Genomic DNA, 15,461 nt, shown 5'->3' with positions numbered 1-15,461 from the left:
CCGGCACGCGTCGGAACGGGCTCGGACTTCTTCCTCCTGATGGACTGCAGGGCGGTCAGAGGTGGTGGGTTGATACGTCCGGCGTGCGCAGAGGTCGCACCTCATGACTGCGGCCGGCCCCAGGCGCTCGCCCGATCCGAGTAGCGGGCCCGCGGAACGGGACTCACCGGGACCTTCGATGATCACGATCAGGTCTCCGCGGACAACCCGGGCATTCGGATGAACGTCCCGATGGATACTCGGTCATCGCACCTAAGGGACACTTGTGCTTCGTATCACCACCACCGGGGCCGCCGGCGCGCTGCTATTGGGCACGCTCACCGCCGTTCCCGCCTACGCCGACGAGCAGGCGTCGATCACGCTCGCCGCCTCGCCGGATTCGGTCGATCCCGACCGCCCGACCACCACGATCACCGGAAAGGTCGTCGGCGCGGATGGGGCCCCCGCCGGGGGCGTAGCGGTCGACCTGTCCAGCGGCGCGGGCGAGATCAACGACGCCACTACCGAAACCGACGGAACCTTCACCGCGACGCTGCGATCCAACGGGGAAGGCAACGGCGGGGTGGCGGTCTGGGCCTATGTGCCCACGCTCCAGATCCGCTCCGATTACCTCATCGTCAAGATCGTTCGTGTTCGGCCGGAGATGACCCTGGTCGCCGACCGGACCAGGCTGGACGAGGGCCGGCCGCTCACCCTCAGCGGCAGCCTCTCCTACCATGGCAAGCCGGTGTCGTGGCGCAGGGTTTACATCGACCCGGGCAGCCACGGGAACTGCTCGGCACCCATGTATCGCATGGAGCTGCAGACCGACGCCGACGGCCGGTTCTCCCGGACGTTCAAGCCCACCTGCACCGCCGGCTACACCGCGCACTCCACGGAGGGCGGCTTCTACGAGGCCACCTCCGCATCCCTTGCCCGCATCGCGGTCCGCCCGGCGACAAAGATCTCGCTGGCCGCCACGATGGACGCCTTCGGCCGCTTCCAGGCATCGGGCGGCCTGCAGGCGCCCTCCGCCGGAGGAGACATGAACGGCAAGCAGGTGCTCCTGGAGTACTCCCCCAACAGCCGGACCGGCTGGAAGGTCATCCGCAGGATGAAGATCTCCTACGGGCAGTTCAGCGCCAGGTTCCAGGTGAACAACTCCGGCTACTGGCGGGCCCGGTTCGCTGGAGACACCACCGCGCAGCCCTCCACCAGCCCGGTACGCAAGACCTGGCGCTGGACCACCCGGATGTCAAAGCTCAAGGCGTCCCCCACCCGCGTCCGCAAGAACCGCTACATCGCCGTCTCCGGCACCCTGTCCCGCTGGTATCCCGCCAAGAACGGCCTCGGCGCGTTCCCCGGCCAGAAGGTCCGCATCATCTTCCGGTTCCGCGGCAAGAAGACCTGGTACCACGCCAAGTGGGTCAAGACCGACCGCAAGGGCCGCTACAGCGCCAAGGTCCGCGCCTACGGTGACAGCTACTTCGCCGCCATCTTCGCCGGCACTCGCGACACCTGGGCAACCGGCACTTTGAACGACCGCTACGTCGACACCTACGCCGTGCCCGCCCCCCAACGTCCCTCCGGCCCACCGCCCGTCATCACCGTCCAGCCCTGGCGATCCGGCCAATAGCCACCACGCGGGACACAGCCGATGGGGGACGGCGCAACTTCGCACCCGTCCCCCATCGGCCCCGGCCACTCACCGGATGTACGCCACCCGCATCACGGTGGCCGAGACACGCGGTCGTCGCTCACAGCACGTGGAAGGGCAAAGCCACCAGATTCGTCCGCATGAGCCCGCCGGCAGCTCACCCGCGTTCGAAGGGCTGGATGCTTTGACCATCAGAAGGCGTCGACGAACACATACACCCGGTCGAAGCGGAGAGCGGCCAGGTCGGCGCGGCGAATCACCCAGTGGAACAGGCCCGCCTCCAGCTCCTCGCAGTCGTCTTCACCACGCCAGGTGGCCAGCAGCGTCCACTCGTCGCCGTCCGCGGGCAGCGGCACTTCGTCCCGGGCCACCTCGACCGGATCATCGTTGAACAGGACCGGCTCGCCGCCAAGCTGCAAGCGCCAGTGCGGGCGCCAGCCGACCACGTGCGACCAGGCGGACTCCAGCTCGGCCGCCCGCTGCGACTCCTCGTCGTCGTCCTCGTCGCGCCACGGCCACGACCACTGGTGGAAGCAGAAGTCCAGCCGCGCCCGGCGGTAGGTGCCCGGACCGTCGTCCGGATCGACCGGACGCTCTGCCAACGGCGTCCCGGCCGGCATGTACCGCACGGCGTCGGCGACCACCGCCCCGCTGCCCGGATCGGGGTCGGCAAAAAACAACAGCCGGCCCTCGGTGGGCAGCGGCAGATCCGTCGCCCCGGGCGGCAGGGCCGCGCAGTCGACGACCGCGACGAACGACGCCGCCGACGCGGGCACGCCGTCCGGCAGAGTCGGGTTCCCGCCGGTCAGCGCCACGACCGGGCCGGGGCCGTCCGGTGCGAGGTAGACGGCCGGGCGAGCGGTACCTATGTACGCCTCCACCTCGGCGGCCGGAATCCCCCGTACGGCGGCCTCCGCGCGGAAGCGGGCGGCCCGCGCCGCCGGGGTCTCGTCAATGGTTTCCGTATCGGTCATGGGAAGAGCCTATGGCCGTCACCCGGTTCGGCCCGTTGGTGAGGCTGCCGCAATGCGGTCCGAGCGTCGCGGAATGTACGGAATAAGGGCCCCCAAGACCAGTCGCTGCCGATATTCAGCCCCGCCGTGCTGCTGAGGTTCGACCTCTCGCCCCGCACCCGCAACCGGCACGGACCTGATCTCCTACCGCCCCACCCCCGACACCCGCTACGCACACATCGACACGCTGTTCGGCGACGAGGCGATCGACTGGCGGCTGATCGAGACACAATGGAGCGACCTGCTGAGCACCCCGATCTCCATCCGGCAGAACCGGATCTCCTCGGTCACCCTGCTGCGCCGGCTCGGCAACCACTGTCGCAAGAACCGCCTCTATCGCGCCTTCCGCGAACTTGGCCGCACCGTACGCACGATCACGCTCCTGCGCTACCTGTCCGACCCGGACCTACGCGAGCGGATCACCCAGGTCTGGCGCGGCTGCACGGCGACGATCACCTGCTGCTCGCCGACGGCGCGCGCCTGGCATGGCTGCACGACACCGCCGATAGTCGCATCGCCTACCGCCCCGACGGCCAGCTGGTGACCAGCACTCCCGAGACCGCTGAAGGGTGGCTGCGCAACAGGCGACAGGTCGCGCGGGCGGCGGCTGCCGCACTCGACGTGCCCGGCGCCGAACGCGCCGCAGTGACCGTCGGTCCACCGCACGACCAGCTGGGCCGCGCACTGGATCTGCACCCGCGCTCGCCGGCGTCCTGGACGCTGCTGCGCGGCCGGGTCGCGCACCGCACCGACGTGATCGTGCGAGATGGGCGGCCACAAGATCTGTCAAGTGGCGCATAGCGGGACCTCGGTGGCGGTCTTCCATCCCGGCGTGGCGTGCCGTTGGCCGTGCACCACTTCGAGAGGGCGATTGCCGCCGGCGGTCGCGTTTTCGTCGCATGCGGTGGTGCGGGCGCACTTCAGCCCGAGCTTGACATGGGGCATGTCGTTGTCGCGGACGCGGCTGGCTCTGTCACCGAGAACCAGCACCAGATCTCGTTGGGTTCGGGCACCAGTTGGTGATCAACAGGCCAGAAGGGTCGATGAGATTCAGCACCACTTCGGCCCGGGCGAAGCCCGGGCCGAAGATCGCGTGTGGTGGGGATCAGTTCGTGTTCTGTTCCGGCCTCGGGGAGCAGTGGAACAGTAGTTGGCGTTAGGCATTGACCGACGTCATGGACGCCGTTGACGGCGGGCGTTCCCGCCGGTTACCGGTGCCTGTCCGGTTCGGCGTCGGCGAAGGCGCGGTATCCGCCGAGATCTCGGGCTGGGCGAGGACGTCGCCGCGGTGTACGACTCGGACCGGACCCGGGGCCATCATCGGATGCTGATCCGCCGGCGTAGCGACGTCGTGTCGGACATTCAGCAAGACCGCCGTCGTCATCACCGCGAAGTCGGCCGGCGCAAGGTCTTCGGCCTCGCCACCGCAGGCGTCCGTCTTGCGCGTCAGTCCGGCAGCCAGTGCAGCTCGTGCGCCAGGGTTTTGGCGGCGGCACGGATGCGGCGGTGTAGCGGCGACTGCTCGCGTGGGAGCACCAGGTGGAACGTCAGGCTGGGCGCGCCCCGCAGCGGTCGCCAGGTGAGACCGGCCGGTTGTGCCGTGACCGCGGCTTCTCCGGCCGGGGCGAGGGTGACCCCGTCGCGCAGGTCGCGCTGAGACATGTCGAAAGAGACTGCGGGCGTGTGGAATCGGGGGTGTGGTCGGGTGTCTCGGAACAGTGCGGACAGCTGATCGTGGATCACGGGGTTGGCCGCCCGGTCCGGGAGTCGCAACGGATACGCGGCCGCGTCGGCGATCTCGATCTCCGGGTGTTCGGCCAGCGGATGGTGCTGCGCCAGCTGGACCCCGATGCGCGCACGCCGCAGCAGGAACCGGCGCACGCCACGGCCCGGCTGTTCACCGCGGGTGATCCCGGCATCGATGCGGCCGTCGGCGACCGCGGGGGAGATCTCCGGTGTCGCCATCGGGACCGCGCCGACCTGGAGTCCGCTGTTGCCGCGAATCAGCCTGTCCACCAGGGCCGGTGCCGTCTCGGCTCCGGCGCTGAGGCTGTATCCGATGCGCAGCGTGCCCAGTTCACCGGCCGCCGCGCTCCGGGCGGTGTCCCATGCCCGGTCCAGCGCCGCCAGCGCGGGCGGCGCGGACTCCGCCAAAGCCGCACCGGCCGTGGTCAATACGACGCTACGCGTGTTGCGGACCAGCAGGGCCGTACCGAGTTCGGCCTCCAATCGGCGCATCCGGGCGCTGAGTGCGGGCTGTGCGATACCGATCCGTGCGGCCGCGCGGGTGAAGTTCAACTCCTGCGCCAGCACCAGGAAGTACCGCAGGCTCACCGTATCCGGCGCCACGTTCCCTCCCTGCCGATTGATAACGATCCGTTCTGAGTCTATCCCGTACCGGTCTTTCCCTCGGCCGCACATCAAGCCCTAACCTGCGCATATGACGATTCGACCGGCCGCAGTACCGGTCGCCGGGATCGATCGATCTGAGTGTCGATTCGAAGTCGGACGTGTCCGGCCGAACACAGGAGGTTTCCATGGCTAAGGGCTACTGGGTCAGTGTCTACCCCGCCATTTCCGACGCTGAGGGGCTGACTGCCTACGACAAGCTGGCCGGTCCGGCTGTCCAGGCGGGGGGCGGGCGCAACCTGGCTCTCCTCCCGTCCCGTGGCGGTCGAGTCGTCGCCCACGAGGCCGGAATCACGCAACGCGTCGTTCTGATCGAGTTCGACAGCTTCGAACAGGCCGTCGCGGCATACGAGAGCGAGGCATACCAGAAAGCGCTGGCGGCCCTCCCCGACGGCGTCAAGCGCGACTTCCGCATCATCGAAGGCATCGACTGACCGGCAGGCCCAGCGATCGCTGAGCATCCGTCACCTGATCCGCACACGGCGCTGAACGACGACCCACCAGACAAGTTCGAAGCCACGCCCCGCTGCTGGAGCGGACCCTGGCGGCATTGGGGCGTCCGGCGTGGGAGGTGACCCCCGAGGACATCGACCGGGTCGTCGGGGACTTGCGGTCGCAGGTCGTGTGGCCTCGACCCGGCGGGACTATGTGCAGACCTTCAAGGGCTTCCACCGGTTCTTGCAGGTCCGAAAGGCAGCCGAGATCGAGGCGGCGTTCGGGGTCCGGCTGGTGTGTCCGGTGGATGAGTTCAATGCTTCCCGGCATGTCGGTGACGACTCACCGGCCGAGCTGCCGACGCCCGAACGCCTCACCGAGTTCTTTGAGTTCCTCAAGACCCGGATCGCGACCGCCCGCAAGTACGCTCCCGCGGCCAGGGATTACGCGTTGTTCCGGACGCTGTATCACGCCGGGCTGCGGTCGGAGGAGGCCTCGCTGCTGGACCTCCCGGACGTGCACTTTGACCGGGGTCCGTTCGGCAAGCTGCATGTCCGTTTCGGCAAGGGCGCTCACACCTCCACTCCAGCGCGGTGCACAACGCCGCCAGCGTGGTCAGCTTGATCTGTGCCGGGCCTGCGCGCGCCGTTCCCGCCAGAAGGCGACCCAGCAGCCGTGCCCGAGGTGCGGCCGCCCTGGGTATCTGCGTGACGGCACCGGTTGGTGCGGACCGTGCTCACGGCCCGTCGTCCCAAGGATCCGCCGCGGATCTGCGCCGAGTGCGGGCAGCTTCGCCGTCACGCCAGCTTCGGCCTGTGTTCGGCCGCATGAACCCCGATGCCGTCATGATCTACCTCGCCGACTACATCGATCCGACCCGGCGAGACCGCACTGCCAGCAGACAGGCCCTGAACGCGAAGTCACCTCGCCGCAGCCACCAGCTCCAAGGTCTGTTCGAGCTCCTGGTCCTGAGCCGGCTGAGAACTCCACATCAGCCGCAGATCGTCACCATGCCAGCGCGGAACCACGTGCGTGTGAAAGTGAAAGACCTCCTGCCAGGCGGCCTCGCCAGTGGAATGCACGATGTTCACCCCATCAGGAGCAAGCGCTGCCTTCACCAAAGCGGAGACTCGACGCACCATCCCGGCGACATGCGCATGGGTCGCCTCGGAGATCGCCCACACGTCCGGCGCATGCTCGCGCGGGACGACCAGGGTATGCCCCCGCGAGGCCGGGGCGATGTCGAGGAACGCCACGGTGTGCTCGTCCTCAAGGACACGGTAGGAGGGCAACCGACCGGCAACGATCTTGCAAAAGGTGCAGTCGTTCACCCACCTTATGATCGCATCCCGCCCACTCCCGGGACACCAACCTGTGCAACTTCAGCCGCTACCTCGGACACGTTCGCGCGAACGTGTGCGCTTTGCCGAAGCAGTCGTTGGAGGCGATGGCGAGGCTGTTCTTCTCCTCGCGTTCGGTCAGGACCTGGAACAACAGTTCGGCGCCGCGTCTGTCGAGTTCCATGTAGCCGAGTTCGTCGATGCAGAGCAGGTCGACGCGGCCGTAGCGGGCAATGGTCTTGTTGAGTTGCAGATCGTCGGCGGCCTCGACCAACTCGTTCACCAGCTTGGTGGCCAGGGTGTGGATGGCAGCCGGGTCGATGTTGGGATTGGCGTCGAAGTGAAGGCGCGCAGCGACTTCTCTCGCGGGAACGCGCCGGCCTTGATGCGACGTTCGGAACGGCGGCGGGTGCGGTCGGCACACTTGGCCATCAGCAGCTCGGCCAGAAGACCCAGGTAGGACATCTGATCGCGGGCGGCATCGATGGCCAGGTCACCGAACTGGCCGCGGATCGTCGGCAGCCGCAGCACCTTGCGGGATGGTCGATCGCGGTCTGGGCGGCTTGCTCGGTCAGGCCACGGTGGCGCTTTTCGGTCATGACTATTCTTCGGCGGAACGATCCGCAGCAGGACCGGGGGCGGCACAGCAGTTGGTCATAAACCTTCACCGAGGGCAGCGGCCGGGTATCGTTCGGTCAGGAACGTCAATGTCGCGGTCTCATCGGCTGGTGGATCGGTGCTGGCGGGTTCGCCCTGGTCGGCCTCGGCGGTCTTTCGCGCCTCCGACGCGACGGCGTCGGAGGTCATCGCGCCGGCCTTCAACGCCACTGCCAGGCCCGCGAACAGGTGCTCGTGGCTGAGGTGACGGCCCAGCAGCAACACCTCGATCAGGGCCCGAGTGCCCTCCTGGTGCCCGTGGGACTTGCAGACCGCCGCCCACCAAGCGTCGTGCACCGGGGTGAACCGGCCCGCAGAGCGCCTGCATTTCGCTGTGAGGACCCATCCGAGGCCGCTAACCCCCCATGCAACTCCGTCTCGGATGATGGTGCGATTCCTTTCAGCACTAGCGTCAGGCATCAATGTCGGAGCTTGCAATTCGCTCAGCATCGGCCACGTGTGCGCGCTGGTGGATAGACATCTCCATACGAGAGATCGAATTGGCATTTGTTTCTGCCTAAAGCTCAAGATCCCGGGGCTGCGTCCACGGAGGGAGAACGAATGCGATGGCCGTGAACGACAGTGTGGACCCTGCGGGCTGGTTGGCCGAGCAGATCGGGGCGTGTGAGCCGGATCTGTTTCGGCAGATGGTGACCACGATGGTCAATGCTTTGATGTCGGCTGAGGCCGACGCCGCCTGCGGCGCCGATTGTGGCGAACGGTCGGTCGATCGGGTCAACTCCCGCAACGGCTACCGGGCTCGCAAGTGGGATACCCGGGCGGGACCGTCGAACTGACGATTCCCAAGCTGCGGTCCGGGGTCGTACTTCCCTGAATGGCTGCTGGATCGGCGCCGCCGCGCCGAGCAGGCGCTGGTGTCGGTGGTGGCCGCCAGTTCCCTGCTGGGTGTGTCCACGCGGCGGGTGGACAAGCTGGTCGAGCAGTTGGGCATCAAGCACATCTCCAAGAGCCAGGTCTCGGAGATGAGCAAGATCTTGGACGCGCAGGTCGAGGCGTTCCGCAACCGCGCGCTGAACGCCGGTCCGTACTCGTTCGTCTGGGTGGACCCTTTACGCAGAAGGTGCGGGAGGGCGGCCGGATCGTGAACGTGGACGGGCTGGTCGCCACCGGAGTCAACGCCGATGGGCACCGCGAGATCCTCGGTGTCGAGGTGACCTCGGCCGAGGACGGCGCCGGCTGGCTGGCATTCCTGCGCGCTCTGGTGGCGCGCGGCCCGACGGGGGTTCAGCTGGTCGTCTCCGACGCCCATCGCGGCCTGGTGGAAGCGATCGGATCCACGCTGCCGGGCGCGGCCTGGCAGCGCTGCCGCACTGGGTGTTCAGTCATCCCAGTGGAAGGTGCGTTGTCGGGTGCTTGTGTCGAGTGTGGTGTGGCCTCTTGGGGGCGTGAGTCCGTACTCGGCCGCTGCCCATCCGGCGAGTGCCGGGGCGAGCGTCGCTTCCGCGTAGTCGGCTTCGACGATCTCAAGCGCTCGCACCACGATGCGGATGTATCGGCCGTCGGCATGCTCGATCTGGTCGGCGACCTTCTCCAGCCCGAACCGCAGCCATCGGGTCTCGTTCTCGCTGAGAGTCAAGGGCATGTCCCGGAAGGTGTCGCTGACCTGGGAGGTGTCCAGCCAGATCCGGTCGCTGATCTGTTCGCCGATCGCGGGCGGGGCGTCGGATGGGAGGGCTTCGGCGGTGATGCCGACGAACAGGCCGAATGTGCTGGTCTGGATTTTGTAGTGATAGGTCCGCATGACCGGTCACCTGTCTGCTGGGCTTATCCGTTGCTCGTGATCGTCGCTGGTGCTGCCGTCATGGCCTTCGATCCGCTCGGCCTTCTTGGCGGGGTTGCCGAGGGTCACCTTCCAGCGGTGGGAAAGGAGGCCGGGGCACGCCTTTCATCGCTCGCACGAGCCCGGGGTGACGGATATTCACGGCGGTCCGCGCCGTGCAGGTCCGTGTCGCACCGATCAGGTACGCGTCGTGTTTCTTCGTCGGTGGAAGGATCAAGTTCATGGCAACGGTATCGGGTGATTTCGAGTTGACCATGGACGAGTTGCGGGACGTTGCGCGTTACGTGGCAGAGAGCGCTCAGGACATCCTCCCGGTGTTCGAGGAGGCCGTTCCCGGTGATCCTCGTCCGCGCGCAGCCCTCGATGCCGCATGGGCATTCGTCAACGGCGCGAAGAGGACCAAGCTGCAGCGCGTCACCTCACTGGACGCGCACCGAGCTGCGAAGGAAGCCGGCACGGAGACAGCACGTCTTGCCGCACGCGCCGCCGGCGATGCCGCGTACCTGCACCCGATCTCGCGCGCCGCCCAGGTGGGACACATTCTGCGCGCTGCCGCGAGCGCCGCGCGCATCGCCGAGCTGAACGCAGGCGACGACTCCTCGGTCGGAGACATGAGGACCGAGCAGGCACGGCAACGTGCCACGCCGACCCTGATCTCCGTGCTGTCCCGGTACCCTCTCGCATCCACCGCACAGGACCGCGTTGCGCGACTCATGAGCGCCTTGGACGCGCTTCCCTGCGCGCATCCCGCTGAGGAAACGCCAGCACCTCCGCGCCACGTACTCCAGGGTGACACACCAGATACTCCCCATCGCAGAGCCCTGGGTGCTACTGAATCAACCTGGCACCCGCACGTCAGGTGACACGCCCAAACGTTGCCGCTGGGTGCGGACGAAGCCAGGTCAACCGATGCCGAAATGGCGTGCACCGTTCGGCATTGATCATTCTCGACGGTGAGGCCATCGATGGCCGCTTGCTGATCGGCGTGGGTGGGCAGCGGGTGACGGCGGGCGGTCTCCAGCGAGTGGTCAGCAGCTCGGTGAAGACGATGTCCACGTCCTGGCGGGCGAGGTGATGCCAGGGAAACCTCCGCTCTGTCCGGCTGAGGTTGCCTGGCGGGGCGGGCGGGTCCGTTAAAACCTTCAGATAGCAAGGTCAAGATTCGCTACGGAGCGGCAGCATTCACACCGGATGGGAACAGACATGGCGTGCGAAAAGAACTCCAGTTTCCCTTCAGTCCGGGCTCGCCCCTCACAGTGCCGCCAGAATTCAGTGAGCTTCGGGCGGCGAGTCCGGTAACCCGGGTCATCTTTCCCACCGGCCACTCAGGGTGGCTCGTCAGCACCTACGAGTGCGTGCAAAAGGTGCTGACCGATCGACGCTTCAGCCGCGCGGCCATCAACAGGCCTGGCGCGCCCGTCATGCGGCCCATCATCCCCGATTCCCAATCGGTGCTGAAGAAGGACGGAGCGGACCACGTCCGCCTCCGCAAGCTCTTGGCACCCGCGTTCTGCGCATCGGCCGTCCAAGGCCTGCGTGCCAAGATGACCGTCACAGCGGAATCCCTGCTGGACGACATGACCGCGGCCGGACCCCCGGCGGATCTGGTCGCCGCGTTCGCCCATCCGCTGCCGAGGTCGCTGATCTTCGACGTGCTGGGCGTGCCCCAAGATGACCATCACCTCCTCGAAGAGGTGTTCTCCCGGCTGCTCAGCGTGTCCCCCGACTCGGCCGAGGAGATCAAGGAAGCCAGGGGCGATCTGGACACCTACATGACCGAGCTCATCGAGACCAAGCGGACGGCACCCGGCGACGACTTGCTGAGCCGCCTGATCAGTGCCCATGACAATGAGGGCAGGCTAAGCACGCAAGAACTGAAGGACGCCGGCTGGTCGGTGTTGCTCGCCGGACGAGGGCCGCTGACGTTCTCCATTGTCAACTCGATTCTGCGGCTCTTGCGGCAGCCGGAGCTGATGGAACTGCTGCGTTCGCAGCCCGACCTGCTGCCCGGCGCCGTGGAGGAGTTGCTGCGCATGAATCCCGTCGCGGTCGGCAACGCCGTGCTGAGAATCGCGCTGGAGGATGTCGAGTTGGGCGAGGTCACCATCCGGGCCGGCGAGGCCGTGATACCAGCCATCCTGTCGGCCAACCGCGATGAGACGGTCTTTCCCGACGCCGATACCTTCGACATCCGGCGCTCCCCGAACCCGCACCTGGCCTTCAGCAAGGGCTACCGTTACTGTCTAGGCGCCCGGCTCGCCCGCCTGCAACTCCAAATTGCGTTGAAGGCGCTATTGACGCATTTTCCCAACTTGGCACTCGCGTGCGCGGAAAGCGAGCTCACGATCAGGAACGACAGGGTCTTTTTGGCCCCGGCCAAGCTTCCGGTGACGTGGTGAACCGAGGAATCCACTTATGGACAGGGGACTGCGACCGCACTGAGATATGATCGCCTAGGGCAAGGTGAATGATGCGGTACCGGCTGCGACACTCACATCATCGTCACGATCGTGGCACTTTGCAGGCTTGGTGAGCGGACGACCTCACCCGCGACTGGAAGAAGGAGACAAGATCGAGGTGCTCCGCAGCGTCCGCGAAGCAGGACCGTGCCGGCGCCCCTGCAGCTGCGCTACGACGACGTAGGAACCCCACGCACGAAAGCATCGCGACGGGGCAGTAGCGTGGGACTAGCCGACCCCCATCGCTGCCCGAGCACCGCATGCTCTTCGGACCCCGCCGTCATGGAAGTCTGCAACGACATCGTCCTGCCCTGGGCGAGCCGGACATCCAGCTTGCCGACCGCTCGTCGTTGTCGTCGTTGGTCACAGATGGTCCTTCTCTGTCGGGGCGACGCCCCAGCCTTCCGGATCACCACCCCATCCACACGATCTTCAGGACAGTCTCTTCACCCGACCCCGGCGGGCTTCACGTCCACTCCCGGTGTTGCTACCGCGGCCTTCAGGGTGGTTGGAGATGTGCGAGTTGGTGTTGGAACTGAGTGACGATGTTGGTGAAGGGCCGAGGAGTGGTCGGTGTCAGCCCACGGGTTGTTGGTTGGGGTGAGTTAGGCCGCGACGCAGGTATTCCACGGTCACCGGCGCCAGAGATCGGTCCAGACCTTGCGAGCGCAAGCCGGTTCGGTCGTAGTGGCGGTGGAAGAAGGCGTACGGCAGGAAGCCGGTAATGGTGTCGTACGCCACGCGTTCCAGGTCGGTTGGAACGTCCGGCATTTCTGGGACGAGTTGAACATCTAGGGGCAGTACGGATTCGACCAGCTCGGTCACGGTGGTCAGCGGAACTTCGTCGGGGTGACTGATGTGGAACGTAGCCGTACCAGGGCCGGTCTGGTGGGCGGCTGCGGAGACCATCAGTTCGGCGGCGTGGTCAACCTGCATCAGGTTGATGTGCGCTGCTGCCGAGCTGGGGAGGCGGAAGCAAGCGCGGGCAGAAGTGCCCTTTTGAAGGGCGGCGATCGCGAGGGCGGCCAAGCCCATCATGAAATGCAGTGGTTGAGCGTGCCCTCCGGGTGCCGGCTGGTCGCTGACCAAGATGCTCGGGCGCAGTACCACTGCGCATGCGTCCCGTGCCGCGGCCCACTGCCGAACCATGAGCTCGGCATCGTACTTTGATTCCTCATAGGCGTTGACGAAGCCGAAGGCATCAGTGAGCTCGTCCTCGGTCACGACTCCGCTACGTCGGCCCCCGGCGACGAAGGCAGTGCTGACGTGGCGGAGGAGTGGCGGATGCGCGTTGATGCGGGCTGCTTCGGTGGCGAGCGCCAAGATGGCGCGGGTGCCATCTACGTTAATGCGGTGGATGCGGGAGGAACGCGGGGCAAGGCTGGTACATGCCGCCGAGTGCCATATCTCCTCGGTCTCACTCGCAAGGCGGTTGTAGGTGTCGGGGTCCAGGCCCAGGCGGTTTTCGGCAAGCTCGATGTCGATCAGTGAGACCCACTGGTCCGCCGAGTTCACCAGAGGTTCCGGGTGTCCGGTCTGGCGGAGTGCCTGTTGCAGGCCCTCAATGCGCGTGCGGGATTGGCGATTTGTCAGTGCGATGATGGGCTTCTGTTGGGCTAGTAGTAGACCGAGCAGACGTATCCCTAGAAAGCCGGTGGCGCCGGTGATGAGAACGGCCATAATTGACTCTTTCAGATGTTAATAGGGTAAAGTCGACGAAGGAACTGTTCTGTGTCGGCGGACGTTTCCATGCAGTGGAGAACCTGAGTTTCGATGATTACTTGCCGAAATAGTATTGGTAGCTTGAGCCTTTCTTCTATATCGGGAGCGTTAGCATGGGCGCTCTGCGCGCTGAGTACCCAGGGAACGTCGAGCACACCTAGCGATTTCGAATCGCGAACACATTCTTTGCGACCGCTTTGACGCCGACAGGGCTGCATTTGTGCAGACAGGGCTGAATTTGTCGAGCCCCTCTCGTTCACGTGCTGTTGGGCTCGGCCGGTCATGAAGTCGGCGGGACCGGCGGTCGACTACGGTCAGCGAGGGCATCGCTGAATCCCGGGTCGGACCCGCGTTACGGCCGGCAACCGCTGGTCCTTTGATCAACTTTTAATCGAAGACGCCGTCTTGATGGTGATCTGAGGGCATGGGAAGAACCAGGGACGCCCTGCAATCGGCGTCCATCTCGTGTGTCGGCCCCGTCTTCTTTCCCAGGAGTGGTGACCATGCCCACAGACAAAGACGTGGACAATGTCCGCGCCGCGTGCGCGGAAGTTCTGCAAGTCGATCCGGACACGGTCGTGCCCAGTGCAGATCTGCGGGAGGATCTGGGAGCCGAAAGCATAGACCTCGCCGAGCTGTACACCGCCCTCATAGATCATTGGGGAGCGGGAAACCTCAACGCAGACTTGTTCATCCAGGCCCGCACTATCGCCAATGTGCTCCAGTTGGCCCCCGACAACCGGGACTAGCGTGAACCCGCGCCGAACCGTGGTGACCGGGCTGGGCGTGCGCACACCGGCCGGAAACAGTCCCAAAGAGTTGTGGGACGTTCTTTTGACGGGTGTGTCCACAGCTCGCCGGATCGTCTCATTCGACACCACGGCACTACCCGTCGACTTCGCCTGCGAGATTCACGACTTCGACCCGCTGGTTCGCCTGGATCCCAAGACCGCAAGACGAACGGACCGCACTACGCAGCTCGCAGCCTGCGCTGCGGCTGACGCCCTCGAAGACGCGGGCGGCCCCGCACCGCCGCCGGAACGCTGTGCAGTGATCGTCGGTACTGGATTCGGGGGCCTCCACACCCTGGAATCCGCACTGACGCATTGCGATGACCTAGGGCACGGTAGGATCCGTGCTCTGCACATTCCGATGCTGATGCCCAACGCGGCTTCCGCGGTGATCAGCATGTGCCATTCCTTTACCGGGCCCACCATGACGGTGTCCACCTCCTGCGCGTCCGGAGGTCACGCCGTCGGTGAAGGTCTACGGCTGCTGCGCGACGGTTCCGTAGACCTCGCTCTGGCCGGCGGGACGGAGGCCAACATCACGGCGAACAGCATCCTCGGCTTCTACCGATGTGGCGCCTTGTCGCGGCGGACCTCAGATCCGCACACCGCGTCCCGCCCATTCGACCTCGACCGGGATGGGTTTGTCCTCGGAGAGGCGGCGGCATTTTTGGTTCTGGAGTCAATGGACGGCGCGATACGTCGCGGTGCGCGCATCTACGCCGAACTCGCAGGGTTCGGCAATAACTCTGATGCTTATCATCTGGTCGCTCCCAGACCGGGAGGCCAAAGCGCTCTACAGTGCATGCAGAAGGCACTGGGCGACGCGCGACTCAGCGTCGACGACGTGGTCCATATCAACGCTCATGGCACTTCGACGCCACTCAACGACCTGTGCGAGGCACAGGCGATCGCCGGCCTGCTGAACGGGCGGACCGTCCCGGTTACCGCCACCAAGAGCATCACCGGCCACACGATTGGCGCTGCCGGCGCGCTGGAAGCCGCAGTGGTGGCCCTCAGCCTGCATCATCGGACCATCCCGCCCACCGCCAACCTGCACGCCCAGGACCCCGACTGCGAAATCGATGTGGTCACACGTCCCCGTGAACTGGCCGAAGGGGCAGCGATATCCAACTCCTTCGGATTCGGGGGGCACAATGCCGTCCTGGTATTCACCCCACCTCCCTCGTAAAGGTGGTTT

At 66.1% G+C, this 15,461-nt stretch carries 17 protein-coding genes and 1 pseudogene; 10 read left to right on the top strand and 8 right to left on the bottom strand.

All coding sequences use genetic code 11. The features are described from left to right. Positions 1-265 precede the first annotated feature (265 nt). Positions 266-1,615 carry an Ig-like domain-containing protein gene (locus ABD333_RS26580; protein ID WP_344545210.1) on the top strand — a complete coding sequence of 450 codons (1,350 nt, stop codon included), beginning with the start codon at positions 266-268 and terminating at the stop codon, positions 1,613-1,615. 212 nt (positions 1,616-1,827) lie between these two features. Here the strand turns inward: ABD333_RS26580 and ABD333_RS26575 are convergent, their stop codons facing one another. Beyond that, positions 1,828-2,610, bottom strand: coding sequence for a DUF1963 domain-containing protein (locus tag ABD333_RS26575; RefSeq protein ID WP_344545209.1), 783 nt, complete (start codon positions 2,608-2,610; stop codon positions 1,828-1,830). Between the two features lie 175 nt (positions 2,611-2,785). Between ABD333_RS26575 and ABD333_RS47580 the strand changes: the two genes are divergently transcribed. Together ABD333_RS47580 and ABD333_RS26570 are read left to right on the top strand one after the other, a co-directional pair. Beyond that, a complete protein-coding gene (locus ABD333_RS47580; RefSeq protein ID WP_425546938.1) occupies positions 2,786-3,193 on the top strand; it encodes a Tn3 family transposase in 408 nt (135 codons plus the stop codon). Next, positions 3,190-3,450, top strand: coding sequence for a hypothetical protein (locus tag ABD333_RS26570; RefSeq protein WP_344545208.1), 261 nt, complete (start codon positions 3,190-3,192; stop codon positions 3,448-3,450). The genes ABD333_RS47580 and ABD333_RS26570 overlap by 4 nt, the downstream gene beginning before the upstream one ends. Before the next feature lie 645 nt (positions 3,451-4,095). On the opposite strand, the gene ABD333_RS26565 is transcribed toward ABD333_RS26570, so the two are convergent. Next, positions 4,096-4,998, bottom strand: a complete 903-nt coding sequence (locus tag ABD333_RS26565; RefSeq protein ID WP_344545207.1) for a LysR family transcriptional regulator — start codon at positions 4,996-4,998, stop codon at positions 4,096-4,098. 188 nt (positions 4,999-5,186) lie between these two features. On the opposite strand from ABD333_RS26565, the gene ABD333_RS26560 reads away from it, so the two are divergent. Next, positions 5,187-5,492, top strand: a complete 306-nt coding sequence (locus ABD333_RS26560; RefSeq protein WP_344545206.1) for a DUF1330 domain-containing protein — start codon at positions 5,187-5,189, stop codon at positions 5,490-5,492. A 190-nt stretch (positions 5,493-5,682) separates the two neighbouring features. Next, positions 5,683-6,117, top strand: coding sequence for a hypothetical protein (locus ABD333_RS26555; protein ID WP_344545204.1), 435 nt, complete (start codon positions 5,683-5,685; stop codon positions 6,115-6,117). A 296-nt stretch (positions 6,118-6,413) separates the two neighbouring features. Here ABD333_RS26555 and ABD333_RS26550 read toward each other — a convergent pair whose 3' ends face one another. The 4 genes from ABD333_RS26550 to ABD333_RS26535 form a co-directional block, all read right to left on the bottom strand. Further along, positions 6,414-6,824, bottom strand: coding sequence for an HIT family protein (locus tag ABD333_RS26550; RefSeq protein ID WP_344545202.1), 411 nt, complete (start codon positions 6,822-6,824; stop codon positions 6,414-6,416). Between the two features lie 58 nt (positions 6,825-6,882). Beyond that, the gene (locus tag ABD333_RS26545) at positions 6,883-7,116 is read right to left on the bottom strand and encodes an ATP-binding protein (protein WP_344545201.1); all 234 of its coding nucleotides are present in this window, start codon (positions 7,114-7,116) and stop codon (positions 6,883-6,885) included. Beyond that, positions 7,113-7,364: an ATP-binding protein gene (locus ABD333_RS26540; protein WP_344545199.1), complete on the bottom strand. Its 252-nt coding sequence runs from the start codon at positions 7,362-7,364 to the stop codon at positions 7,113-7,115. The genes ABD333_RS26545 and ABD333_RS26540 overlap by 4 nt, the downstream gene beginning before the upstream one ends. Positions 7,365-7,487: 123 nt before the next feature. Continuing rightward, positions 7,488-7,715 carry a hypothetical protein gene (locus ABD333_RS26535; RefSeq protein WP_344545197.1) on the bottom strand — a complete coding sequence of 76 codons (228 nt, stop codon included), beginning with the start codon at positions 7,713-7,715 and terminating at the stop codon, positions 7,488-7,490. A gap of 341 nt (positions 7,716-8,056) precedes the next feature. On the opposite strand from ABD333_RS26535, the pseudogene ABD333_RS26530 reads away from it, so the two are divergent. Next, positions 8,057-8,763, top strand: a pseudogene (locus tag ABD333_RS26530) (IS256 family transposase); the annotation flags it as partial. Between the two features lie 66 nt (positions 8,764-8,829). Here the strand turns inward: ABD333_RS26530 and ABD333_RS26525 are convergent. Next, positions 8,830-9,252 (bottom strand): hypothetical protein, encoded by a 423-nt coding sequence (locus ABD333_RS26525; protein WP_344545416.1) that lies wholly within the window; start codon positions 9,250-9,252, stop codon positions 8,830-8,832. 260 nt (positions 9,253-9,512) lie between these two features. Here ABD333_RS26525 and ABD333_RS26520 point away from each other — a divergent pair, with 260 nt between their 5' ends. Both ABD333_RS26520 and ABD333_RS26515 read left to right on the top strand, forming a co-directional pair. Continuing rightward, on the top strand, positions 9,513-10,154 hold the full coding sequence (locus tag ABD333_RS26520) for a putative immunity protein (RefSeq protein ID WP_344545195.1): 642 nt from the start codon (positions 9,513-9,515) through the stop codon (positions 10,152-10,154). Between the two features lie 345 nt (positions 10,155-10,499). Continuing rightward, positions 10,500-11,690 carry a cytochrome P450 gene (locus ABD333_RS26515; protein ID WP_344545193.1) on the top strand — a complete coding sequence of 397 codons (1,191 nt, stop codon included), beginning with the start codon at positions 10,500-10,502 and terminating at the stop codon, positions 11,688-11,690. A 636-nt stretch (positions 11,691-12,326) separates the two neighbouring features. Here ABD333_RS26515 and ABD333_RS26510 read toward each other — a convergent pair. Continuing rightward, positions 12,327-13,430, bottom strand: a complete 1,104-nt coding sequence (locus ABD333_RS26510; protein WP_344545191.1) for an SDR family oxidoreductase — start codon at positions 13,428-13,430, stop codon at positions 12,327-12,329. A 545-nt stretch (positions 13,431-13,975) separates the two neighbouring features. Between ABD333_RS26510 and ABD333_RS26505 the strand changes: the two genes are divergently transcribed. Together ABD333_RS26505 and ABD333_RS26500 are read left to right on the top strand one after the other, a co-directional pair. Continuing rightward, the gene (locus ABD333_RS26505) at positions 13,976-14,221 is read left to right on the top strand and encodes an acyl carrier protein (RefSeq protein WP_344545189.1); all 246 of its coding nucleotides are present in this window, start codon (positions 13,976-13,978) and stop codon (positions 14,219-14,221) included. After that, positions 14,187-15,452 (top strand): beta-ketoacyl-[acyl-carrier-protein] synthase family protein, encoded by a 1,266-nt coding sequence (locus ABD333_RS26500; protein ID WP_344545187.1) that lies wholly within the window; start codon positions 14,187-14,189, stop codon positions 15,450-15,452. The genes ABD333_RS26505 and ABD333_RS26500 overlap by 35 nt, the downstream gene beginning before the upstream one ends. The last annotated feature ends 9 nt before the right edge of the window (positions 15,453-15,461 follow it).

Origin of the sequence: Actinomadura fulvescens (assembly GCF_039533225.1) — a bacterium.
Classification (GTDB): Bacteria; Actinomycetota; Actinomycetes; order Streptosporangiales; family Streptosporangiaceae; genus Spirillospora; species Spirillospora fulvescens.
The sequence above is the reverse complement of the archived record's forward strand: the minus strand, read 5'-3'. Positions and strand labels throughout refer to the sequence as shown.